Below are 20211 nucleotides of genomic sequence, written 5' to 3'. Positions count from 1 at the left end.
ACTGGCGGGGTGACGATCCCCGCCGAGCCGCTTCCGGTGCCGCCGCGCGTACGCGAACTCGCCGACGGTGCGCGGCTGGAGCCGGTCTGGCGCAATGAGCTCGGCGGGCTCACCTTCCGCACCGACGACGGGCGCTACATCAAACACGGACCGCGCAACGCGGAGACGTCGATGGCAGACGAGGCCGCACGCCTGGGGTGGGCGGCTGCGTACACGCCCGTCCCGCACACCCTCGCCTGGGGCGCGGATGCCGCGGACGAATGGCTCGTGACCTCCGCGCTGCCCGGCCGGTCAGCGGTCGACCCGCGGTGGGTCGCCGAGCCCGCCGTCGCCGTGCGGGCGCTGGGTGCGGGACTGCGAGCCCTCCACGAGGCGCTCCCCGCCGCAGACTGCCCCTACGACTGGCGCGTTCCCGCACGCCTTGCGAATGCCGCGAGGCGTGGCATCCAGGTGCCCGCGGCGCTGAGCACACCGCCGCCGCCGGATCTGCTGGTCGTATGCCACGGCGACGCCTGCGCGCCCAACACGCTCCTGGACGACGACGGGCGCTGGACCGGTCACGTGGACCTCGGCGCGCTGGGCGTCGCCGACCGCTGGGCGGACATCGCCGTCGCTGCTGCCAGCTGCGGCTGGAACTACGGCCCGGGCTGGGAGGACGTCCTGTTGGGCGCGTACGGCATCGAGCGCGACCCGCAGCGGATGGCCTACTACGCCGCCCTGTGGGACGCGACCTGACCCGACCCGGCCGCGGCGGTGGTCCCGGCCTGCCGTGCGCAGCCCGGCGGCGGATGCCGGGAGCCTCAGCGACCGAGGATCGGGGTGAACGCCCCCGCCGCGATCGACACGGCCAGCGCCGTCGCCGAGATCGACGCACCGGAGAGCAGCAGGATGCCGTCGCCGGCGGTGAGCCGCGATTCCCGCGCCCAGGTGCGCGCGGTCGGCGCCCCGAACGCCCGCGCCTCCATCGCGGTGGCCAGCGACGACCCCCGCCGGATCGCCAGCACGAACAGCGCGAACGCCGTGCCGACGGCCCGCCGCAGCCGCCCGGTGTCGGCGACGCCGCGGGCGCGGCGCGCGAGCGACAGGGCCCGCCAGTCGTCGACGAGCAGCCCCAGCATGCGCATGCCGGCGAGCGCGCCAAGCACGAACCGTGCCGGCAGCCGCACGATCTGCGCCAGCCCGTCGGCGAGGTCGGTGGGGTCCACGGTGACGAACAGCACCACCGCCGGCAGGCCGATCGCGAGCACGCGCAGGAAGGTCGCCGCGGCCAGCAGCAGCGACCCCTCGCTCACCCGCATGAAGAGCCACTCGACGTACACCTCGCCGCTCGCCGCCCCGTACAGCGCGATCGTGACGGCGGAGGTCGGTGCGGCGATCCACAGGGGCAGCGTGCGCAGCCAGAACTGCCGGGCGCTGAGCCCGGCCGCCAGCAGCAGCGGAATCTCGAGCACGAGCGCGACGAGCGCCGACACCGGGTCGATGGTCACCACGAGTGGCAGCGCGATCAGCAGCGCCGCGCCGAGCTTCGCGACGGCGTTGCGTCGTGCGACAGGCCCGCGTCCGGCCTCGGGGCTCACGTGCCGACCTCGAAGCGGCGCGCGTGCAGGGCGGCGAGCACGGCCTCGTCGTGGGTGATCGCGATGATCGCGAGCGGGCCGCGCTCGTCGATGCCGTCGCGGAGCCCGGCGATGATCGCCACGAGCTCGGCCCAGGTCACGGCATCCTGCCCGAACGTCGGTTCATCGAGCACCATCACCCGGGGCCGCGCCGCGAGCGTCGCCGCGACCGTGAGCCGGCGCTTCTCGCCACCGGAGAGCGTGTACGGGTTGGCCTCGGCCAGGCGCGCGAGCCGTAGCCGCTCAAGCAGGTCGTCCACGCGGGCGGTGACCTCGTCTTCGGGGAGCCCGAGCGCGCGCGGACCGACCGCGAGCTCCTCACGCACCGTGCGGGCGAACAGCTGATGCTCGGGATCCTGGAACACCGTGCCGATGCGAGTCAGCAGGGTCCGCGACGACCAGCCGATCGGTGCGGCGCCGGCGTGAGCCCGGCGGCGGCGGGCTCGTGCGCCGGCGGCCAGCGCATCGGATGCCGCGACCGTGCCCGCCGCCGGCGCCAGCAGGCCGGCGAGGGTGAGTCCGAGAGTGGATTTGCCCGCCCCGTTGGGTCCCACGACGCCGAGCACCTCGCCCGCGCGCAGGTCGAGATCGAGAGGACCGGCGACGATCGTGCCGGGGGTGCGCGCCACCGCGAGGTCGCGCGCCGTGAGCAGCACCTCGCCCGGTGCGGCGGCCGGAGGGGGCGGCACCTGCGGAGGGATGCCGGGCACCCATACCCCGGCCGCGGCGAGCTGCTGGGCGAGCCCGGATGCCGCGGCATCCGCCGTCGAGCCGGCACCGTCGCCGGCGCCGTCGCCGTCGCCCTCGCCCTCGCCCTCGCGCGAGCCCTCGCCCTCGCACGAGCCCACACGCTGCGCGCGAACCCACACGTCTCGCGCGCGCGCGTCGTGTGGGTTCGTGCCAGGTATGTGGGTTCGCGGGTCGGCCGCGGGAAGCGGGCGTGGGGTCGTGCCAGGTGTGTGGGTTCGCGGGTCGCCCGCGGGCAGCGGGTGTGAGCCCGGGCCGGAAGTGTGGGGTCGTGCGGCGCCCGCGGGCAGCGGGCGCGGGTTCGTGCCGGACGTGTGGGGTCGTGACCCGCCCGCCGGCGCGGGGCGGGGACCCGCTCCCCCGTAGCCGAGCACGGCGTGCGGTGATCCATCCGCGAGCACGCCTCCGCCGGGCGCGAGCGCGATCACGCGGTCCACGAGGGGCAGCCACACGTCCACCCGGTGCTCGATGACGATCAGGGTGGCTCCGGTGGCATCCAGCACCCGGCCGACCGCGTCGCGCACCTCGGCGACCCCGGCGGGGTCGAGGTTCGCGGTCGGTTCGTCCAGCAGCACGACGCCCGGGCGCATCGCGAGCACGCCGGCCAGGGCCAGGCGCTGCTTCTGCCCGCCCGACAGCGCCGCCGTCGCCCGGTCCAGCGGCACGTCGAGGCCCACAGCATCCAGGGCGGCGCGCACGCGCGGCCAGATCTCGGCCGCGGGCACGCCGAGGTTCTCGCAGCCGAACGCCACGTCGTCGCCGACGCGCGCGAGGATCGTCTGGCTGTCGGGATCCTGCAGCACCAGGCCGGCGCGACCGCGGGTCGCGGCCGCCGGCTCACCGCCGACGAGCAGCGCACCCTCCTGCTCCCCTTCGTCGGCGCCGCCGAGCACTCCCGCCACGCCCTGCAGCAGTGTCGACTTGCCCGAACCCGACGCCCCCAGCAGCAGCACCCGCTCAGCGGGTTCGATGCGCAGGGTCACCTCGCGCGCGGCCCACGCCTGGCGCGTGGCGTAGCGCCAACCCCACCCGCGCGCCTCGACGGCGACGGGTGCGGACGCGGTGGATGCCGGCACGTCAGACGCGCCGGGAGACCTCGCGCCCCGCCGCGAACCGGCTGAGGGCTCCCGTCGCGGCGAGCCCTCGCGCGATCAGCCAGGCGCCGAGCCCGGCGATGACCGCACCCGACACGGTGGTCGAGGCGATGTAGACGGTGGTGAACAGCGTGTCCGCGCCGGGATACCAGAAGATCCGGTCGTTGATGCCGCCGGCCACCCCGGCGCCGGCGCCGGCGAGGATCGCGACGGGCAGACGCCACATCCCGTAGAGGAACACCAGGAACACCAGTTCCGCCCCGAGCCCCTGCACGAGGCCGGAGACGATCGTGAGGGGGCCCCACTGGTTTCCGACCAGCGCGGAGATGACCGCGGCGACGGTCTCGGTGTACATCGCCGCTCCGGGCTTGCGGATGATCAGGCCACCCAGCACCCCGGCGATCAGCCAGGGTCCGGCCAGCAGCCCCTGCACCCCGGGCAGCAGCGGCTTCAGCAGGGCGCTGGGGCCCTCGTAGCCGACGTTCCACAGCAGGAACACGGCAGCGCAGGCGACGGCGATGACGCTGGCCACCACGATGTCGACGACACGCCAGCGCGCACGTTCGGAAAAGGGCGGAAGCGGCGGACGCGAACTCTTCTGTGAGGCTTCGCGAGCAGACGTGGATGCGTGCATTCTCTCTCCTCCCTGCGCCGGCATGATCCGGATCAGGTTCGACGGTCGAAGCGTGGATCGCTTCCTCTCAGCCCGGCTCACCGGACTCCCGTGGTTTGGCGTCGAGTATACCCACGGCTGAGACGGGGTATTTTTGCTGAGTGACCACAGAGGACGCGCCCCCGCTGACGCGCCGTGCCCGCCGAGCGCGGGAGCGCGCGGTCGCCGGCGACGCCACGCGCCCGACGCCCGGCACCACCGCCGATGACACGACGGCGGATGCCGCAGGGAACGGGGCGGACGCCACCGGCACCCCGTCGGGGGCGGAGGCCGCGCACGAGTCCGTGACCACGCGCCCGCACCCGCGGCCCGAGCCCGAGCCGGACCCCAAGCCCAAGCCCGAGCCCGAGCCGGACCCCAAGCCCGAGCCCGAGCCCGAACCCACCGCCGACTCCGACATCGAGTCCACGTCGGAAGCCGCCGCGCCACCCGCCCCCGTGGCGGTCCCGGTGGCGGTCTCCGGCCTGGCCACCCCCGGCATCCTGCCGCCGGTCGCCGACGACGAGGACGCTGCGATTCGCGCCGACGAGGAATCGACGGCCGGGCCGCGCCGCACCCCGCGGCGCCTGGCCCTCACCTGGGTGGACGAGGACGCCGTGGCCGCGGCCTCTCCCGGCGTGAGCCTCGACACCGCCGCGACGCCGTACGTGACGGTGCAGCCCGATCTGCTGGCCGTGCGCCCGCGCCGCTCGCCGTTGCGTGCCGGGGTGCTCGTGCCGCTGCTCAGCATCATCGGCGTGATCGTCCTCTACGCCGCGACCACCCTCCTGTGGCCGCTGCATGCGGTCGCGCCGCAGGTGACCACGGCCGAGCTGGCACCGGTGAGCGCACCGGCGTCCGCTCCCGCCTGGCCCGAGCAGGGCGGTGCCGCACTGGGGGTGCAGGGCATCACCGGCGCGGCGGCGTCGACCGGCGACCCCATCTCGATGGCGAGCCTGACGAAGGTCGTCACGGTGCTGATGGCGCTGGACCGCATGCCGCTCGCCGTGGGCGAGCAGGGGCCGGAGTACGGCTTCACCGCCGCCGACCAGAGCAGCTACTGGCGCTACCGGGAGCGGGGCGAGTCCGCCCTTCCGGTGCCGGTGGACGGCACCCTCACGCAGTACCAGCTGATGCAGGGAATCCTCATCGCCTCGGCGAACAACTACGCCGATCGCCTCGCCGCCGACCTCTGGCCGAGCGACCAGGTCTTCGCGGATGCCGCGGCAGCCTGGCTCTCGCAGCGCGGGCTCACCGGCATGACGGTCGTGGATCCGAGTGGCATCGACGAGGACAACGTCGCCGACCCGGCCTCGCTCATCGCGCTGGCCGACCTGGCGATGGCCGACCCGGTGGTCGCGGAGATCGTCCGCATGCCGACGGCCGAGCTGCCCGGCGCGGGTCTCATCGAGAACACCAATGCGCTGCTCGCCGACCCCGGCGTCGTCGGCATCAAGACCGGCGCGCTGTGGGAGCACTTCAACCTCCTGGTGGCGAAGGACCTCGTCGTGGACGAGACGCCGGTGCGCATGTACGCCGCGGTCATGGCGCAGGGCGACGGCGAAGCGCGCAACGCGGTGGCCCGGGCGCTGCTCGCGCAACTCGAGAGCGAGCTGCAGGCGCGGCCGACGGTCGCCGCGGGCACCGTCGCCGGATCGGTCACGACGGCGTGGGGCGCCGACACCGAACTGGTCACCGCCGACGCGACGTCGGTCGTGCTGTGGAACGGCGCCAGCGCGCCGGTGACCGCCGACGTCAGCCTCGAGGACGGCGCGGATGCCCGCACGGCCGGGGCGGCCGCCGGTACCCTCACCGTCACCGGCCCCCTCGACAGCGACACGGTGGAGGTGCGTCTCGCCTCCGACCTGCCCGGCCCGACAGCCTGGTGGCGGCTCACCCATCCGCTGGAGCTCTTCGGCCTCGCCGGCTGAGCGCCCGCATCCGGGCTCGGCTCAGAAGGGCCAGATGAGCGGGACGTAGAGCACGGCGACGGCGAGGAACACCACGGTCAGCGGCACGCCCAGGCGCCAGTAGTCGCCGAAGCGGTAGCCGCCGGGCTGCATGACCATCACGTTCACCGGGGTGGCGATGGGCGTGAGGAACGACGCGGCCCCGGCGACGGTGAGCGCCATCATGAAGGGCTGCACGCTGAGACCGAGGGTGCCGGCGATCGACACCGCGATCGGGGCGACGATCAGCACGGTCGCGACGTTCGAGATGAACTGGCCGAGGACGACAGTCACGACGCACAGCACGAGCAGCGCCAGGTGCGGCGCGGCCGATCCGGTGATGCCGAGCACCACCTCGGCGACGACGTCGGCCGCGCCGGTGGAGACGAACGCCGACGACAGCGGCACCATGCCGGCGATGAGGATCACCGTCGTCCAGGAGATCGCCCGGTACGCCTGCGGCATCGACATGACACGCGTGACGATCATCGCCCCCGCCGCCAGCAGGCCGGCCACGGCGGGCGGCACCGCGCCGGTGGCCAGCAGCACCACCATGAGGGCGAGGATGACGAGGGCCCGGCGCGCGCCACGCCCCAGCGGCACCGTACGCCGCAGCGCCTGCGGGGAGGTCACGGCGATGATGTCGGGCGACCGGATGTATCGCTCGAGCTCGGCCCACGTACCCTGCACGAGCACCGCGTCGCCCGCCTGCAGCGTGAGCTCGCCCGCTGTGCCGGCACGGGAGACGTGCGGCGGCTCGGCCGCGCCGCGGCGGGCCGCGAGGATCACGAGGTTGTCGTCGCGGGTGGTCATCCCCGGCCAGACCCTGCGCCCGATGAGGCTCGAGCGGGGGGCGACGAGCACCTCGACGACGCCGTCGGTGGGGTTGAACAGGGTCTTCGTCGACAGGTCCACGTCGTACGTCTCACGCCAGCCCTGCGCCGCGGCGCTGGGGTCCGCGGCGGCGTCGAAGTGGTCGGGGGAGCGCTCGGGCAGCAGCCGCGGCCCGAGCACGGCGACCACCGCGATCGTCAGCGCGACCAGCGGCACCCCGGCCAGCGCGAACTCGAAGAAGCCGAACGCGCGTCCTCCTGCCGACACCGCCAGCTGCGAGACCACCGGGTTCACCGGCGTGCCGGTGAGGGTCAGCAGCGACCCGGCGCTGGCGGTGAAGGCCAGCGGGATGAGCATCTTCGACGGCACGATGCCGGCGCGCACCGCCACGACGACGACGACAGGCAGCAGGGCCGCGACGGCGCCGTTGATGCTGATGAAGCCGGTGAGGATCGCCGACATCGCCCCCACGATGACCAGCAGCCGGCGCTTGCCCGCGCCACCGCGGGTGATCACCTGCTGGCCGACCCAGGCCGTCACGCCGGTGGCATCCAGTCCCTCACTGACGATGAACAGCGACGCGATGAACAGCACCGTCGGGTCACCGAAGCCCGAGAACGCCTCGGGGAGCGTGAGGATGGCGGTCGCCCACAGCCCCAGCGGCACCGCGACGGCGACGACCGCCATCGGGATCTTCCCGCTGACGAACGCGATCACCGCCAGCCCGAGGATGACGAAGGTCGCGATCACGGGGTCCACACGGCAACGGTACCCGCGCCTCGCACGGTCGCGCCCCCCGGCGCAGGACGGGGGGCGGTGTCAGACGAAGCGCACCGTGCGCTGCAGGCGCGAGCGCACGTCGAACAGTTCGTTGCCACCGATGTCGCGGGCGCCGGTCATGCCTCGGCGCAGCACGGTGGCCAGCGCGCTGCGCGACACCACCGCGACGGGCAGTCCGCGCACCTTCCCCAGTTCCTCGATGGGCTGCACGAGGTCGTCGTCGGGCAGCACCACCAGCACCCCGCTGAACCGCACGCCCGCAGCGCGCGCGACGGTGCGGGTGCGGGCGACCAGGTCACCCACCGGCGACCCCTCGACCCCGTCGCCGACGAGCTCGCCGCGGCGCACGCGCACCGGCCCGCCGAAGTCCTCCGACAGCACCGCGTACAGCCCGCTCGGCCCCAGCACGATGTGGTCGAGCTTGGCGTCGGGGCCGTCGCCGCGGGCGGGCGCCGAGACGTCGTGCCACACGGTGTACCCCATCCCGAGGTCGGCGACGATGCGCGCCGTCGCCTCCTCGGCGAGCGCGTCGGCCAGCAGGCGCCGCACCTCGTGCGGGGCGGTGCGCACCAGCGCCGGATCGTACGGGTCGGGCAGGTCGACGCCGCGACCGGCCCACTCGCGGATGAGGGTCAGGTAGCGTTCGCGCCGCCATCCGCCGGGGTGCCCGAACGACCGTGCCCGCGGACGGGTGTCGGTGCGGGCGGTCGGCGCCTTCCAGCCGGAGAAGTCCGGGGCCGCGGCCGCGCCGAACCCGTGGCCGCGGTCGTATGCCGCGCGGGAGTCCGGGGTGCCCACCAGCTCCCACGCCCGCTGCACCTGCACGAACACGGCGGCATCGCCCCCGGTGTCGGGATGCGTCTGGCGCAGTCTCAGCCGGTAGGCGCGACGCAGGGTCTCGTCGTCGGCGGCGGCATCCACGCCCAGCACGTCGTACGCCGACGCGGAAAGTGGGCTGTCGAACACGGTGCCTCCCCGAGGGCTCGACCACCCATCGTACGTGCGCCGCTGGCGGCCGGTCGCTCGCCGGACGGACGGGAAGGCTATCCCCAGAGCGGGATGCCGGGCTCGAACGCGAAGGCGTCGTCGACGAGGCGCGGGCCGAGTTCGGCGAGCGACGCGGGATGCCACGACGGCGACCGGTCCTTGTCGACCAGCTGCGCGCGGATGCCCTCCGGCAGGTCAGGCTGAGTCTGGGCGAACCACATGACCAGGCCGTACTCCTGCGCCAGCGCCGCGCGCAGGTCGGGCAGCGTGCGCGCGCGCCGCACCGCGGCCAGCGTCACCGTCAGCGCCGTCGGCGACAGGGTCTCCAGCTCGTCGGCGGCCTCGGCCGCCCGCTGCTCCGGACGCGACCGCAGGCGGGCGATGATCTCCGCGACGGTCTCGGCCGCGAACGCGTCGTCGATCCAGGGGCGGTCGGACTCCAGCCGCGACGGACCGTGCGTCGCGTCGAACAGCAGAGTCAGCTCGGTGGCGGTCTGGGGATCGGCCCGCGTCTGCAGCGCGTGATGCAGCTCGGGCAGGTGCTCGGCGGACACCAGGTGATCGGCGAAGCCGGCGTAGATCGCATCCGCGGCATCCATCGTCGCCCCGGTCAGCCCCAGGTACTCCCCCACACGGCCGGGGGCACGGCCGAGCAGCCAGGTCCCGCCGACGTCGGGGGTGAAGCCGATGCGGGTCTCGGGCATCGCCAGCCGTGAGCGCTCGGTGACGATCCGCACCGCCGCGTGCCCGGCCAGGCCGATGCCGCCGCCCATCGTGATGCCGTCCGCCAGCACGACCACGGGCTTCGGATACTCCGCGATCATCGCGTTGAGGGCGTACTCCGCGCGGAAGAACAGTGCGGTGTCCTCGGGGCGACCCGCCACGATCTGGTCGTAGAGCCCGCGCACATCGCCGCCGGCGCAGAGCCCCCGGTCGCCGGCGCCGTCCAGCAGCACCAGCGCGACATCGGGGTCCTCCCGCCACACGTCGAGCGCGGCGATGAGCGCCTCGACCATGCCGAGGTCGAGGGCGTTGATGGCACGGGGGCGGTCGAGGGTCAGGTGCCCCACGCCGTCACGGCGCTGCACCCGCACACGGGACTCGGAATCGGGTCGGCTCATCCCCACACGGTAGCGGTTTCGCATTATCCCCCCATCCCGGCCAGACTGGGCACAAAAGAGAGGAAGCGCATGCCCGACGGACAAGTGCTCGAGTTCTCCGCCCTCACGAAACGCTTCGGTTCCCTGAGGGCCGTCGACCGTTTCACCGCCCGCGTGGAGCCCGGGCGGGTCACCGGATTCCTCGGCCCGAACGGCGCAGGCAAGACGACGACCATGCGGATGCTGCTGGGGCTCGTCCGCGCTTCCGAGGGCACCGCCACGATCGGCGGCACGCCTTACGCGCAGCTGCCTCATCCGCTGCAGAGCGTGGGCTCGGCGCTCGAGGCTTCGAGCTTCCACCCGGGCCGCACCGCCGCGGCGCACCTGACGGCGCTGGCACAGGCCTCCGATGTCCCCACCTCACGCGTCGACGAGACGCTCGGACTCGTGGGACTCGCTGATGCCGCGGGGCGCAAGGTCGGCGGCTACTCGCTCGGCATGCGTCAGCGGCTCGGCCTGGCCGCCGCGCTCATCGGCGACCCGGGTGTGCTCGTGCTCGACGAGCCCACCAACGGTCTCGACCCCGAGGGCATCCGGTGGATGCGTGACTTCCTCAAGGCTCTCGCCCGCGAGGGACGCACCGTCTTCATCTCCTCCCACCTGCTGACCGAGGTTCAGCAGACCGTCGACTCGCTGCTGGTCATCGCCCGCGGCCGCCTCGTCTTCGAGGGCACCATCGACGACCTCGCAGACCCGGCCGAATACGCCACCGTCGTCGACGCCCCCGACCGCGCCGCCCTCGCAGCGGCACTCGCCGCCGCGGGGATCGAGGCCGAGCCGCTGCGTGCGGGCCTGCGGATCGCCGCGGCCGAGCCCGCTCAGATCGGTGCCGTCGCGGCATCCGCCGGCGTCGCGCTGTCGCTGCTGCAGCGGCAGGGACCGTCGCTGGAGCAGGTGTTCCTGGAGCTGGCCTCCGGCACCCGCACGCACCCGAGCGCGTTCCAGGAGCCCGCCCCGGCGGCATCGGCCGCGACGGAAGGGGGCGACCGATGAGCTTCATCGGCACCGTCAAGTCCGAGAACACCAAGCAGTTCTCCACCTCGTCGTGGTGGATCCTCGCCCTGGTGCTGCTGCTCTACGTGGGATCGACCGCGGCCGGGCTGGCGTTCTTCTTCGCCGCCGCGGCCACCGGCGCGCTGCCGGGCAGCGAGGGTGCTCCCGTGCTGCCCGAGGAGAGCCTGCCGTCCGTGCTGTACTCCCTCGCCACCGCGATGGGCTACGTGTTCCCGCTCCTCATCGGCACGCTGATGGTGACCACGGAGATCCGGCACAAGACACTCACTCCCACCTTCCTCGCCACCCCGCGCCGTGGGCGGGTGCTCACGGCGAAGGTCATCGTGGGCATCGGTCTGGGTCTGCTGTACGGCGTGATCGGCATCGTGGCTTCGACGGGTCCGTCGGCCGGCCTGCTGGCGCTGCAGGGCGTCGACACGCAGCTGGGTGACACCGACATCTGGGCGATGCTCGGCCGCATGCTCGCCGCGTTCGTGCTGTGGGTGCTGATCGGCATCGGCGTGGGCGCGCTGGTGCGCAACCAGATCGTCGCGATCGTGGGCGCGCTGGTGTTCACCCAGTTCCTGGAGCCGGTCGTGCGCACCCTGGTGCCGCTGGTCGAGGGCGCCGGCGACATCGTGCAGTTCCTCCCCGGCGCCGCCTCGGATGCGCTGGTGGGCGCGAGCCTGTACACCAGCGCGATGGTCGACGCCGGCGGCGGGTCCGCACCGTCCCTCGAATGGTGGGCGGGCGGCCTGGTGCTGCTGGGCCTCGCCGTCGTGCTGCTCCTGCTCGCGCAGCTGTTCAGCTGGCGGCGCGACGTCGCCTGAGCGCGACTCGGTGTGAGCGCGCGGCTCAGGCTCAGCGCGAGGCAGGGCGGGTCAGGCTGTGGCGGGCTTGACCGGGCGTGCGGTGGCAGGCTTCGCCGGGCGTGCGGTGCGGGGCTTCGCGCCGGCACCGGCACCGGCACCGGGCGCCGCCTTCGGCGACTCGGCCTCGGCGGGCGCCTCGGGCTCGTCGGCGGCGGGCTCCTCCGCGGCACCGGCGGTGGGAACCGCGCCCGTGGCGAGAGCCACGACATCGGCCGGCTGCTCGCCGGCATCCACACGCAGCGCCTGGATGAGGGCGAGGCCGTGGCGCGTGTTGAGCACGATGCGCTGGAACTCGGGGTGGCCCTCGAGGTCGATCACGACGCCGGGCAGGCGTCGGCGAACGATGACGAAGTCGACGCCGTTCACCGACTTCCAGGTGCCCATCGCGATGACGCCCGGCAGCCGGGTGCCCGGGCTCTGGATGCCGCGCAGCCAACTCCACGGGTCGTCGATGAGCTGCACCTTCGCGATCGTGTCGCGCGGCACGATGACATTCCCTTTGTGGAATGCGAGCAGACGCTCGGTGGCCGACAAGACGATCTCGAGTCGCGTCGAGTCCAGCAGGAGGGTCACCATGCTCCTAGTCTGCCAGCGACCTCGCCCTCGTTTGCTTACGGGACCGCAACGATCTGGCCGCCCCGCCCGCGGTTCACGGTGGGACACTTGACCGGTGACACTCCTGCAGCCTCCCCCCGCCGCGGCGACCGTCGACGACGCCCTGCGTCGCGCTGCGGCCGGCGAGCGCGTGGGGGTCGACGACGCCGAGGTGCTGCTGCACGCCACCGGCGACGAGTTCGAACGGATGCTGACGATCGCCGGCGCCCAGCGCGATGCCGGGCTCGCCGCCGCAGGACGCCCCGGCATCATCACGTACTCGCGCAAGGTGTTCCTGCCCCTGACGACCCTCTGCCGCGACCGCTGCCACTACTGCGTGTTCGTGGACACCCCCGGCCAGCTGGCCACCCTGCACAAGCCGCTCTACATGACCGAGGCGCAGGTGCTGTCGGTCGCGCGGCAGGGACAGGCGCAGGGATGCAAGGAGGCACTGCTCACCCTCGGCGACCGCCCCGAGGACCGGTGGCCCGCCGCCCGCGCCTGGCTCGATGAGCACGGCTACGCCTCCACGCTCGACTACGTCGGCCGCATGGCGCGGCTGATCACCGCCGAGACCGGGCTGCTGGCGCACCTGAACCCGGGGGTCATGACCTACGACGAAATCGTGGCACTGCGCCCGACCGCGCCGTCGATGGGCATGATGCTCGAGACGACATCGCGGCGCCTGTTCACCGAGCCAGGTCAGGTGCACTTCGGGTCGCCCGACAAGGACCCCGCGGTGCGGCTGCGGGTGATCGAGGACGCCGGGCGGGCACAGGTTCCGTTCACCACCGGCATCCTCGTCGGCATCGGCGAGACTCTGCGCGACCGCGCCGAGTCGCTGGTGGCCATCCGCGACGCCGACGATCGGCACGGGCACGTGCAGGAAGTGATCGTGCAGAACTTCCGCGCCAAGCCGCGGACGGCCGCGCAGTCCGCACCCGACGCCGGGCTGCGCGAGTACGTCGCGGCGGTCGCCGTCGCCCGGCTGGTTTTCGGGCCGGGGATGCGGGTGCAGGTGCCGCCGAACCTGTCGGATCCCGCCGAGTTCGACCTGCTCGTGCGGGCCGGAGCGGACGACTGGGGCGGGGTGTCGCCGGTGACCGCCGACCACGTCAACCCCGAGCGTCCGTGGCCGCACCTGGACGAGCTGGCCGCGCGCACCGCCGCGCTCGGCTTCGAGCTGCGGGAGCGGCTGACCGCCCACCCCCAGTACCTCCGCCGCGGCGAGCAGTGGCTCGACCCGGCGATGCACGCGCCGGTCGCGGCCCTCGCCGACCCGCAGACGTCGCTCGCTGCGGCGCCCGCCGCAGCCGCTGCTCCTTCTCCTGATCGCGCCGAGCCCGCCGATGCTTCTGCTGCCGCTGCCTCTGCCGACGGCCGCGTGCACAACGTCGCCACGGCGGCCGCCACGGCACCGTCCGCGGCCGAATTCGTCCCGCACGGCACAGTTCAGCGAGGTCCTGCACACGACGGCGCCGGCACCCGCGTTCCGGCCGAGGGCGGGACCCCCGTTTCGGCCGCCGGAAGCACCGGCGGCGCCCGGGCGCGGCTCGCCGAGCAGGCCGCCGCCGACCCGACCGCCCTCGGCGATGACGACTGGGCCCTGCTCCTCACGTCCACCGGCGCGGACCTCGAGGCGCTCGTCGCGACCGCGGACGACCTGCGGCGCTACACCGTGGGCGAGGCGGTGAGCCTCGTGGTGAACCGCAACCTCACCTCCACCGGCTTCCGCGCCGCGGGCGCGACCGCGCCGGGCGAGTTCGACCTCGCCGACGTCGGCAGAATCGCCGCGGACGCCGCCGACCTCGGCGCCACCGAGCTGTGCGTGCAGGGCCGCCTGCCCGACAGCGAGGATCCCGGTGCCTACCTGGACATCGCCCGCGCGGTGAAGCAGGCTGCACCCGGCATCCACCTGCATGCGTATCGCCCGCAGGACGTGTGGGATCTCGCGGAGCGCGGTGGCCTCGGCCTCGACGGCGCCCTCGCCGCGCTGCGCGAGGTGGGCGTGGACACCGTGCCGGGCACGGGCGTGAAGGTCGCCGCTGAGCGGGTGCGGATGGCTGCCTTCCCCACCGATCTCGAGGTGGACCGCTGGGTCGAGGGGATCTCGGCCGCGCATCGCCACGGGTTCCGCTCCACGAGCGTGCTGTTCTACGGCCACGTCGAGACCGCGCACGAGCGCATCGCCCACCTGCGCCTGCTGCGGCGCCTGCAGGAGGCCGCCGTCGCCACCGCATCCGGCGGAGGGTTCAGCGAGTTCGTGCCGATCCCCCTCCCCGGCCCCGCGGGGGGAGTGCCCCTCGTGCCCGGCCGCGCGGCGATCGACGAGCACCGCGCCATGACCGCCGTCGCGCGGCTGATGCTGGCCGGCGCCATCCCGCACGTGCAGGTGCCGTGGCCACGCGTCGGCGTGGATGCCGCCGCGGTGCTGCTGCACGCCGGCGCCGACGACCTGGGCGGCACCCTGCTCGACGGCCGGGTGCTCCCCGCCGCCGGGATCGAGCACGGCAGCGAGCTGCCCGTAGCGGATGCCGCCCGGCTCGCGGCCCGCCTGTTCCGCCCGTTCCGGCTGCGCACCACCGACTACGGCACGCCGCGCCCCGCCGCCCGCGGGGTCACCGCCGCCCGCGGGGTCCCCGGCGCCCGCGGGGTCGCCGCCGGCGCTGCTCCGGTGTCACGAATGGCGGGTACCGCACACGACAACCGTGCGGATGCGACACTCGAGCAGCCCCAGCACGCTCTCCGCCCCGCCGGAACCTCCGCCCCCGCACCCGGGGCCGCTCCGGTGTCGCAAGTGGCGGATCCCGCACACGACAACCGTGCGGACGCGACACTCGAGCAGCCCCAGGAGGCGATTACGAACGCAGACGAACGCGGGGACGACCGGTGACCGAGCACGTCGAGGTCGCCGTCGTCGGCGCGGGGTTCGCGGGCCTCGGCATGGCCATCGCGCTGCGCCGTGCGGGGCGGTCGTCGTTCGTGATCCTCGAGCGCGCGGCATCCGTCGGGGGCACCTGGCGGGACAACACCTACCCCGGGGTCGCCTGCGACGTGCCGTCCCACCTGTACGGGTTCGCCACGCACCCGAACCCGGGCTGGTCGGCACGCTACGCCACGGGGGCGGAGATCCACCGCTACCTCGAAGACGTCGCCGCCACCGAAGACCTCGGCGATCGGCTGCGACTGCAGACCCCGCTGCTGTCCGCGCAGTGGGATGCCGCCGCGTCGCGGTGGACGCTGGACACCGGCCGCGGGCCGCTCACGGCCGACGCCCTCGTGCTGGCGTGCGGGCGCCTGACGGAGCCGTCCATCCCCGACATCCCGGGGCTCGAGAAGTTCGACGGGCCGATCTTCCACTCCGCCCGCTGGGACCACGGTGCCGACCTCGCCGGGCGCCGGATCGCCGTCGTCGGCACCGGCGCCAGCGCCGTGCAGCTCATGCCCCGCCTGGCCGAGACCACCGCGCAGGTGACCCTCTTCCAGCGCACCCCCGCGTGGATCGTCCCCCGCGACGAGCGCGCCTACGACGACGCCGAGCGGGAGCGGTTCGCGACGCACCCCGAGGAGCTCGCGGCGCTGCGCGCGGCGCTGTACGTCGAGGGTGAGGCCCGCTTCGCCTCCCGATCCGGTGACGCCGCTGCCTCCGCCGCCGCGCGCCAGGTCGCCCTCGATCACCTCGCCGCACAGGTGCCCGACGCCCGGCTGCGCGCCGCGCTGACCCCGCAGTATTCGTTCGGGTGCAAGCGGGTGCTGCTCTCCGACGACTTCTACCCCGCCGTCGCCTCGCCCGCCGTGACGCTGGAGCCCTCGGCTCTGGCCGCCGTCGACGACGACGGCGCGCTGGTCGCGGCATCCGGAACCCGGCACCGAGCCGATGCCCTGGTGCTGGCCACCGGCTTCGTCTCGCAGCGTCAGCCGTACGCCGAACTCGTGACCGGCGAGCAAGGGCTCACGCTTGCGGAGCACTGGTCCGACGGCATGACCTCGTTCGCCTCCACCGTCGTCGCGGGCTTTCCGAACCTCTTCGTGCTCGACGGCCCGAACGCCTCACTCGGCCACAATTCGTCGGTGCTGATGCTGGAGGAGCAGGCCGCCTACGCGGTGCGCGCCCTCGCCCAGCGCGCGCAGGCGCCCGGAGGCGTGCTGCGGGTGGACCCGCAGGCCGAGGCCGCGTACACCGCCGAGATCGACCGGGCCGCCCGCACCACCCCCTGGCTGACCGGGGGATGCCGCAACTGGTACGTCGACCGCGGCAGGCTCACCCTGCTGTGGCCGGGCACGGTCGACGCCTTCCGTGCCCGGCTCGCCCGCGCCGACGGCACCGAGTTCACGACCATCCCCGCCACCGCCGGCGGGGACGAGAGGAGATCGTCATGACCGTGCCCTTCCGTCTCGGGTACAAGGCGTCAGCCGAGCAGTTCGCACCGGGCGAGCTGGCCGACTTCGCCGTGCTGGCCGAAGAGGTCGGCTTCGACTCGGTGTTCATCTCCGACCACTTCCAGCCCTGGATGCACGAGGGCGGCCACGCCCCCGCCGCTCTCCCCTGGCTCGGTGCGGTGGGGGCGCGCACCTCCCGGGTGCTGCTGGGCACATCGGTGCTCACCCCGACGTTCCGCTACCACCCCGCCGTGATCGCTCAGGCGTTCGCGACGCTCGGGGTGATGTTCCCGGGGCGGATGATCCTCGGCGTCGGCACCGGGGAGGCGCTGAACGAAGTCACCCTCGGCCTGGACTGGCCCGACCCGCCCGAGCGCTTCCAGCGCATGAAAGAGGCCATCACCCTCATCCGAGAGCTGTGGGCGGAGGAGCGGGTGACGTACGAGGGCGACTTCTGGAGCGTCAAGGATGCCACCGTCTACGACCGCCCCGACCAGCCGGTGCCGATCTACATCGGCGCGTCCGGACCGGCCGCGACCCGTCTGGCCGGTCGCATCGCCGACGGGTGGATCACCACGAGCGGCAAGGATCCGGCGCTGTACACCGACAAACTGCTGCCCGCGCTGAAGGAGGGTCTCGAGAAGGGCGGTCGCACCCCCGACGATGTCGACACCCTCATCGAGGTGAAGGTGTCCCTGGCGGACACCCGCGAGGAGGCGCTGGATAAGACGCGGTTCTGGGCACCGCTCGCGCTGTCACCCGAGGAGAAGACCGGCATCCACGACCCCATCGAGATGCAGCGCCGGGCAGCCGAGCTGCCGATCGAGCGCGCGGCGTCGCGCTTCATCGTCTCGACGGATCCGGACGAGCACGTCGAGCAGATCGCCCGCTACGTCGATCTCGGCTTCCGCCACCTCGTGTTCCACGACCCCGGCTTCGACCAGGAGGGGTTTCTGCGCACCTACGGTGCCGAGATCCTGCCCCGCCTGCGCGCGCGGTTCGGCGGCTGATCCCCATGGTCGGCGGGTTGGAAGCGACGGATGCCGGGCGGGTCGGCCCAGATGAGGCTGTCGCCGCCGCTCGCGACGGTGAGCCTGCCGAGGCGGGGTGGATCGTCGTCGTTCCGGTGAAACCGGCCGAGACCGGCAAGTCGCGGCTGGCGGTGCCGGGGATCGACCGTCAGGCGCTGGCCCGCGCGATCGCCCGCGACACCATCGCCGCGGCCGCCCGTACTCCGGGGGTCGAACGGGTGGTCGTCGTCAGCAGCGATCCGGATGTCGCGGCCACGGTGGCCGGCGCTGCCGGCGCCGCCCCGGTCGAGGTCGTGGGCGATCCCGGCGAAGGACTGGACGCCGCCGTGGCCATGGGAGCGGCGGGATTCTCCGGACGCGCCCGCGCCGCCCTGCTGGGAGACCTGCCGGCGCTGCAGCCGGTCGAGCTGGCGAACGCGCTGCGCTCCGCAGGCCGTCACCGGCGGGCCGTGGTGGGCGATGCCATCGGCACCGGGTCGACCCTCGTGACCGCCGCCGGCGGGCTGGCCTGGCGATCCGCGTTCGGCGCCGGCTCGTTCGGGCGACACCGCAAGCTCGGTGCCGTTGCGGTGACGGCACCGGCGGCATCCGGTCTGCGCAACGACGTCGACACCGCCCAGCAGCTGCGCACGGCCGAGGAGATCGGGGTGGGACCGCGCACCACAGCGCTGCTGCACTCGGCTCGCAACGACCGCGGTGCGGTGCTCACGACGGCTCGGCTGCGGCTGCGGGATATGCAGGAGAGCGATCTGGACGCGATGGCCGGGCTGCTGGGCGACTCCAGCGTGATGCGGTACTACGCCGCGCCGTACACCCGCGAGCAGGCCGCCGACTGGATCGCCCGCAACCGGAGCCGCTACCGCGCCGACGGCTTCGGCCTGTGGATCATCGAGGACCACGACGGCGGGTTCGTCGGCGACTGCGGCCTCACCTGGCAGCGGCTGGGCACCCGCCGGGTGCTGGAGGTCGGCTACCACGTGGCGCCGCGCTTCCAGCGACGCGGCTACGCCACCGAGGCGACGGCGGCGGTGCGCGACCTCGCGCGCACGCTCGGGTTCGACGAAGTGCGGGCTCTCATCCATCCGCGCAACGCCGCCTCGACACGCGTGGCCACGAAGATCGGCATGCATCGGGATGCCGAGGGCTCCGACCTCGCGGGCATCACCGTCATGCGCATGGAGCTGTAGGCGCAGGGCCGGTCGGACGGGGGCCGGTCGGACGGGGGCCAGTCGGACGGGGCGGTCGGACGGGGGCCGGCCCGGCGGGGGCCGGTCGGACGGGGGCCGGTTCAGACCGCCACGGCGGCGAGCGCGGCGTCGGCCATCGCGGCGGATGCCGCGACGTCGCGCATCCACAGCGGAGCGACGACCGCGCGCATCCCGAGCGCATCGATCGCGGCAGCGAGGTGCGCGTCCTCCTCCGCGATCAGCCAGGCATCCAGCAGCCCGCCCTCGGAGCGGGCCCCGTAATGCGCCGCGACGGCGGCTGCCGAGGTCTCCACGCCGATCGCGGTGAGGCAGACGTCGGCCATCCCCCGCACCACGGCGCCGCCGATGATGGGGGAGACGCCGACGACGTGCGCCGATGTGAGGGCCAGTGCCTCCCGGATGCCGGGCACGGCCAGGATCGGACCGATCGACACGACGGGGTTCGACGGCGCGAGCAGCACGACGTCGGCATCCGCGATCGCTTCGACCACGCCCGGAGCGGGCAGCGCGGCCTCGATGCCGGGATGGTCGAAGCCCAGCGGCGTGAGCTGCGCGCGATGGCGGGTCCACCACTCCTGGAAGTGCAGCACGTCGCCGCCGACCACCCGCACGTGGGTGTCGACCTCCGTGTCGGTCATCGGCAGCATCCGCACCCCGAGCGGCCAGCGGCCCGAGAGCCGCTCCACGATCTGCGTGGGGGTGAGGCCGTCCCGCAGCCAGCCGGTACGGGCGAGGTGGGTGCCGAGGTCGAGGTCGCCGAGGGTGAACCAGGGCCAGCCGGCTCCCCACTGCTGCAGCTCGGCGTTGACGCGCTCGGTGTCGCCGTCGCGCCCCCAGCCCCGCTCGGTGTCGTTCACCCCGGCGAGCGCGTAGAGGATCGAGTCGACGTCGGGCTGCAGGCGCACCCCGGAAAGCCACAGGTCGTCGCCGGTGTTGACGACCACGGTCGCCTCCGGCCCGTTGCGACGGGCGAGGGCGTCACGCACGCCGAGGGTGAACTTCGAGCCGCCCACTCCGCCGGCGAGGACCACGACGCGAGGGGAGGATGCCACGCCACCAGCCTACGGCCGCCCCGGGCCTCGGGGCCCGCGGCCTGGTAGCCGGGAGCCTGGAGCCTGGAGCCGGGAGCCTGGTAGCCGGGAGCCGGGAGCCTGGTAGCCGGGAGCCGGGAGCCGGGAGCCGTTCGTGTGTCACGAATGGCGGGTGCTACGGCACGCCACCGTGCGGATGTGACACTCGAGCAGCCCGCTCGCCCCGCGCCCGGGCGCCAGCGCCGCTCCGGTGTCACAAATGGCGGGTGCTACGGCACGCCAC

16 protein-coding genes and 1 riboswitch are annotated in these 20211 nt (G+C 73.9%); of the genes, 8 read left to right on the top strand and 8 right to left on the bottom strand.

Annotated features, from left to right (window positions below; all coding sequences use genetic code 11):
- Positions 1-9 precede the first annotated feature (9 nt).
- Complete coding sequence (locus NQ165_RS09640) at positions 10-735, top strand: aminoglycoside 3'-phosphotransferase (RefSeq protein WP_257533014.1); 726 nt, start codon at positions 10-12, stop codon at positions 733-735.
- Positions 736-800: 65 nt separating this feature from the next.
- Here NQ165_RS09640 and NQ165_RS09635 read toward each other — a convergent pair whose 3' ends face one another.
- The 3 genes from NQ165_RS09635 to NQ165_RS09625 all read right to left on the bottom strand — a co-directional run bounded on the left by NQ165_RS09635 (position 801) and on the right by NQ165_RS09625 (position 4091).
- Positions 801-1577 carry an energy-coupling factor transporter transmembrane protein EcfT gene (locus NQ165_RS09635; RefSeq protein WP_257533012.1) on the bottom strand — a complete coding sequence of 259 codons (777 nt, stop codon included), beginning with the start codon at positions 1575-1577 and terminating at the stop codon, positions 801-803.
- Complete coding sequence (locus tag NQ165_RS14655; RefSeq protein WP_257533010.1) at positions 1574-3439, bottom strand: ABC transporter ATP-binding protein; 1866 nt, start codon at positions 3437-3439, stop codon at positions 1574-1576. Before NQ165_RS14655 ends, NQ165_RS09635 begins: the two co-directional genes overlap by 4 nt.
- Position 3440: 1 nt before the next feature.
- Positions 3441-4091 carry an ECF transporter S component gene (locus tag NQ165_RS09625; protein WP_257533008.1) on the bottom strand — a complete coding sequence of 217 codons (651 nt, stop codon included), beginning with the start codon at positions 4089-4091 and terminating at the stop codon, positions 3441-3443.
- A riboswitch (TPP riboswitch) is annotated at positions 4084-4193 on the bottom strand. Its footprint overlaps the gene before it by 8 nt.
- Positions 4194-4231: 38 nt before the next feature.
- Here NQ165_RS09625 and NQ165_RS09620 point away from each other — a divergent pair.
- On the top strand, positions 4232-6040 hold the full coding sequence (locus tag NQ165_RS09620; protein ID WP_257533005.1) for a D-alanyl-D-alanine carboxypeptidase: 1809 nt from the start codon (positions 4232-4234) through the stop codon (positions 6038-6040).
- Between the two features lie 21 nt (positions 6041-6061).
- Here NQ165_RS09620 and NQ165_RS09615 read toward each other — a convergent pair whose 3' ends face one another.
- The 3 genes from NQ165_RS09615 to NQ165_RS09605 all read right to left on the bottom strand — a co-directional run bounded on the left by NQ165_RS09615 (position 6062) and on the right by NQ165_RS09605 (position 9780).
- Entirely contained in the window at positions 6062-7651 is a 1590-nt protein-coding gene (locus tag NQ165_RS09615) for an SLC13 family permease (RefSeq protein WP_257533004.1), read from the bottom strand.
- Positions 7652-7711: 60 nt separating this feature from the next.
- Positions 7712-8638 (bottom strand): DnaJ domain-containing protein, encoded by a 927-nt coding sequence (locus NQ165_RS09610; protein ID WP_257533002.1) that lies wholly within the window; start codon positions 8636-8638, stop codon positions 7712-7714.
- A gap of 77 nt (positions 8639-8715) precedes the next feature.
- Positions 8716-9780: an enoyl-CoA hydratase/isomerase family protein gene (locus NQ165_RS09605; protein ID WP_257533000.1), complete on the bottom strand. Its 1065-nt coding sequence runs from the start codon at positions 9778-9780 to the stop codon at positions 8716-8718.
- 69 nt (positions 9781-9849) lie between these two features.
- Between NQ165_RS09605 and NQ165_RS09600 the strand changes: the two genes are divergently transcribed.
- Both NQ165_RS09600 and NQ165_RS09595 read left to right on the top strand, forming a co-directional pair.
- Complete coding sequence (locus NQ165_RS09600; RefSeq protein WP_257532998.1) at positions 9850-10812, top strand: ATP-binding cassette domain-containing protein; 963 nt, start codon at positions 9850-9852, stop codon at positions 10810-10812.
- Positions 10809-11642 (top strand): ABC transporter permease, encoded by an 834-nt coding sequence (locus NQ165_RS09595; RefSeq protein WP_257532996.1) that lies wholly within the window; start codon positions 10809-10811, stop codon positions 11640-11642. Before NQ165_RS09600 ends, NQ165_RS09595 begins: the two co-directional genes overlap by 4 nt.
- 51 nt (positions 11643-11693) lie before the next feature.
- Here NQ165_RS09595 and NQ165_RS09590 read toward each other — a convergent pair whose 3' ends face one another.
- Entirely contained in the window at positions 11694-12260 is a 567-nt protein-coding gene (locus tag NQ165_RS09590; RefSeq protein WP_257532994.1) for a hypothetical protein, read from the bottom strand.
- A gap of 94 nt (positions 12261-12354) precedes the next feature.
- On the opposite strand from NQ165_RS09590, the gene cofG reads away from it, so the two are divergent.
- From cofG to cofC, 4 genes are read left to right on the top strand one after another with little or no spacing between them, the layout of a single operon-like run.
- Entirely contained in the window at positions 12355-15171 is a 2817-nt protein-coding gene (cofG, locus tag NQ165_RS09585) for a 7,8-didemethyl-8-hydroxy-5-deazariboflavin synthase CofG (protein WP_257532992.1), read from the top strand.
- Positions 15168-16658, top strand: coding sequence for an NAD(P)/FAD-dependent oxidoreductase (locus NQ165_RS09580; protein WP_257532990.1), 1491 nt, complete (start codon positions 15168-15170; stop codon positions 16656-16658). The genes cofG and NQ165_RS09580 overlap by 4 nt, the downstream gene beginning before the upstream one ends.
- The gene (gene fgd, locus NQ165_RS09575; RefSeq protein ID WP_257532987.1) at positions 16655-17668 is read left to right on the top strand and encodes a glucose-6-phosphate dehydrogenase (coenzyme-F420); all 1014 of its coding nucleotides are present in this window, start codon (positions 16655-16657) and stop codon (positions 17666-17668) included. The genes NQ165_RS09580 and fgd overlap by 4 nt, the downstream gene beginning before the upstream one ends.
- Positions 17669-17673: 5 nt before the next feature.
- A complete protein-coding gene (gene cofC / locus NQ165_RS09570) occupies positions 17674-18876 on the top strand; it encodes a 2-phospho-L-lactate guanylyltransferase (protein ID WP_257532985.1) in 1203 nt (400 codons plus the stop codon).
- Positions 18877-18977: 101 nt separating this feature from the next.
- Here the strand turns inward: cofC and cofD are convergent, their stop codons facing one another.
- Positions 18978-19949, bottom strand: coding sequence for a 2-phospho-L-lactate transferase (gene cofD, locus NQ165_RS09565; protein ID WP_257532983.1), 972 nt, complete (start codon positions 19947-19949; stop codon positions 18978-18980).
- Positions 19950-20211 lie beyond the last annotated feature (262 nt).

Origin of the sequence: Microbacterium sp. zg.Y1084, assembly GCF_024623595.1 — a bacterium.
GTDB lineage: Bacteria > Actinomycetota > Actinomycetes > Actinomycetales > Microbacteriaceae > Microbacterium > Microbacterium wangruii.
Note: the sequence above shows the minus strand (reverse complement) of the source record. Positions and strands in the feature narration are given on the sequence as shown.

What these genes read in the sequence shown, in the direction of transcription:
- NQ165_RS09625 (WP_257533008.1), bottom strand. Translation starts at nt 4,091, where the DNA reads ATGCACGCATCCACGTCTGCTCGCGAAGCCTCACAGAAGAGTTCGCGT.
- NQ165_RS09605 (WP_257533000.1), bottom strand. Translation starts at nt 9,780, where the DNA reads ATGAGCCGACCCGATTCCGAGTCCCGTGTGCGGGTGCAGCGCCGTGAC.
- NQ165_RS09600 (WP_257532998.1), top strand. Translation starts at nt 9,850, where the DNA reads ATGCCCGACGGACAAGTGCTCGAGTTCTCCGCCCTCACGAAACGCTTC.
- NQ165_RS09595 (WP_257532996.1), top strand. Translation starts at nt 10,809, where the DNA reads ATGAGCTTCATCGGCACCGTCAAGTCCGAGAACACCAAGCAGTTCTCC.
- NQ165_RS09590 (WP_257532994.1), bottom strand. Translation starts at nt 12,260, where the DNA reads ATGGTGACCCTCCTGCTGGACTCGACGCGACTCGAGATCGTCTTGTCG.
- fgd (WP_257532987.1), top strand. Translation starts at nt 16,655, where the DNA reads ATGACCGTGCCCTTCCGTCTCGGGTACAAGGCGTCAGCCGAGCAGTTC.
- cofC (WP_257532985.1), top strand. Translation starts at nt 17,674, where the DNA reads ATGGTCGGCGGGTTGGAAGCGACGGATGCCGGGCGGGTCGGCCCAGAT.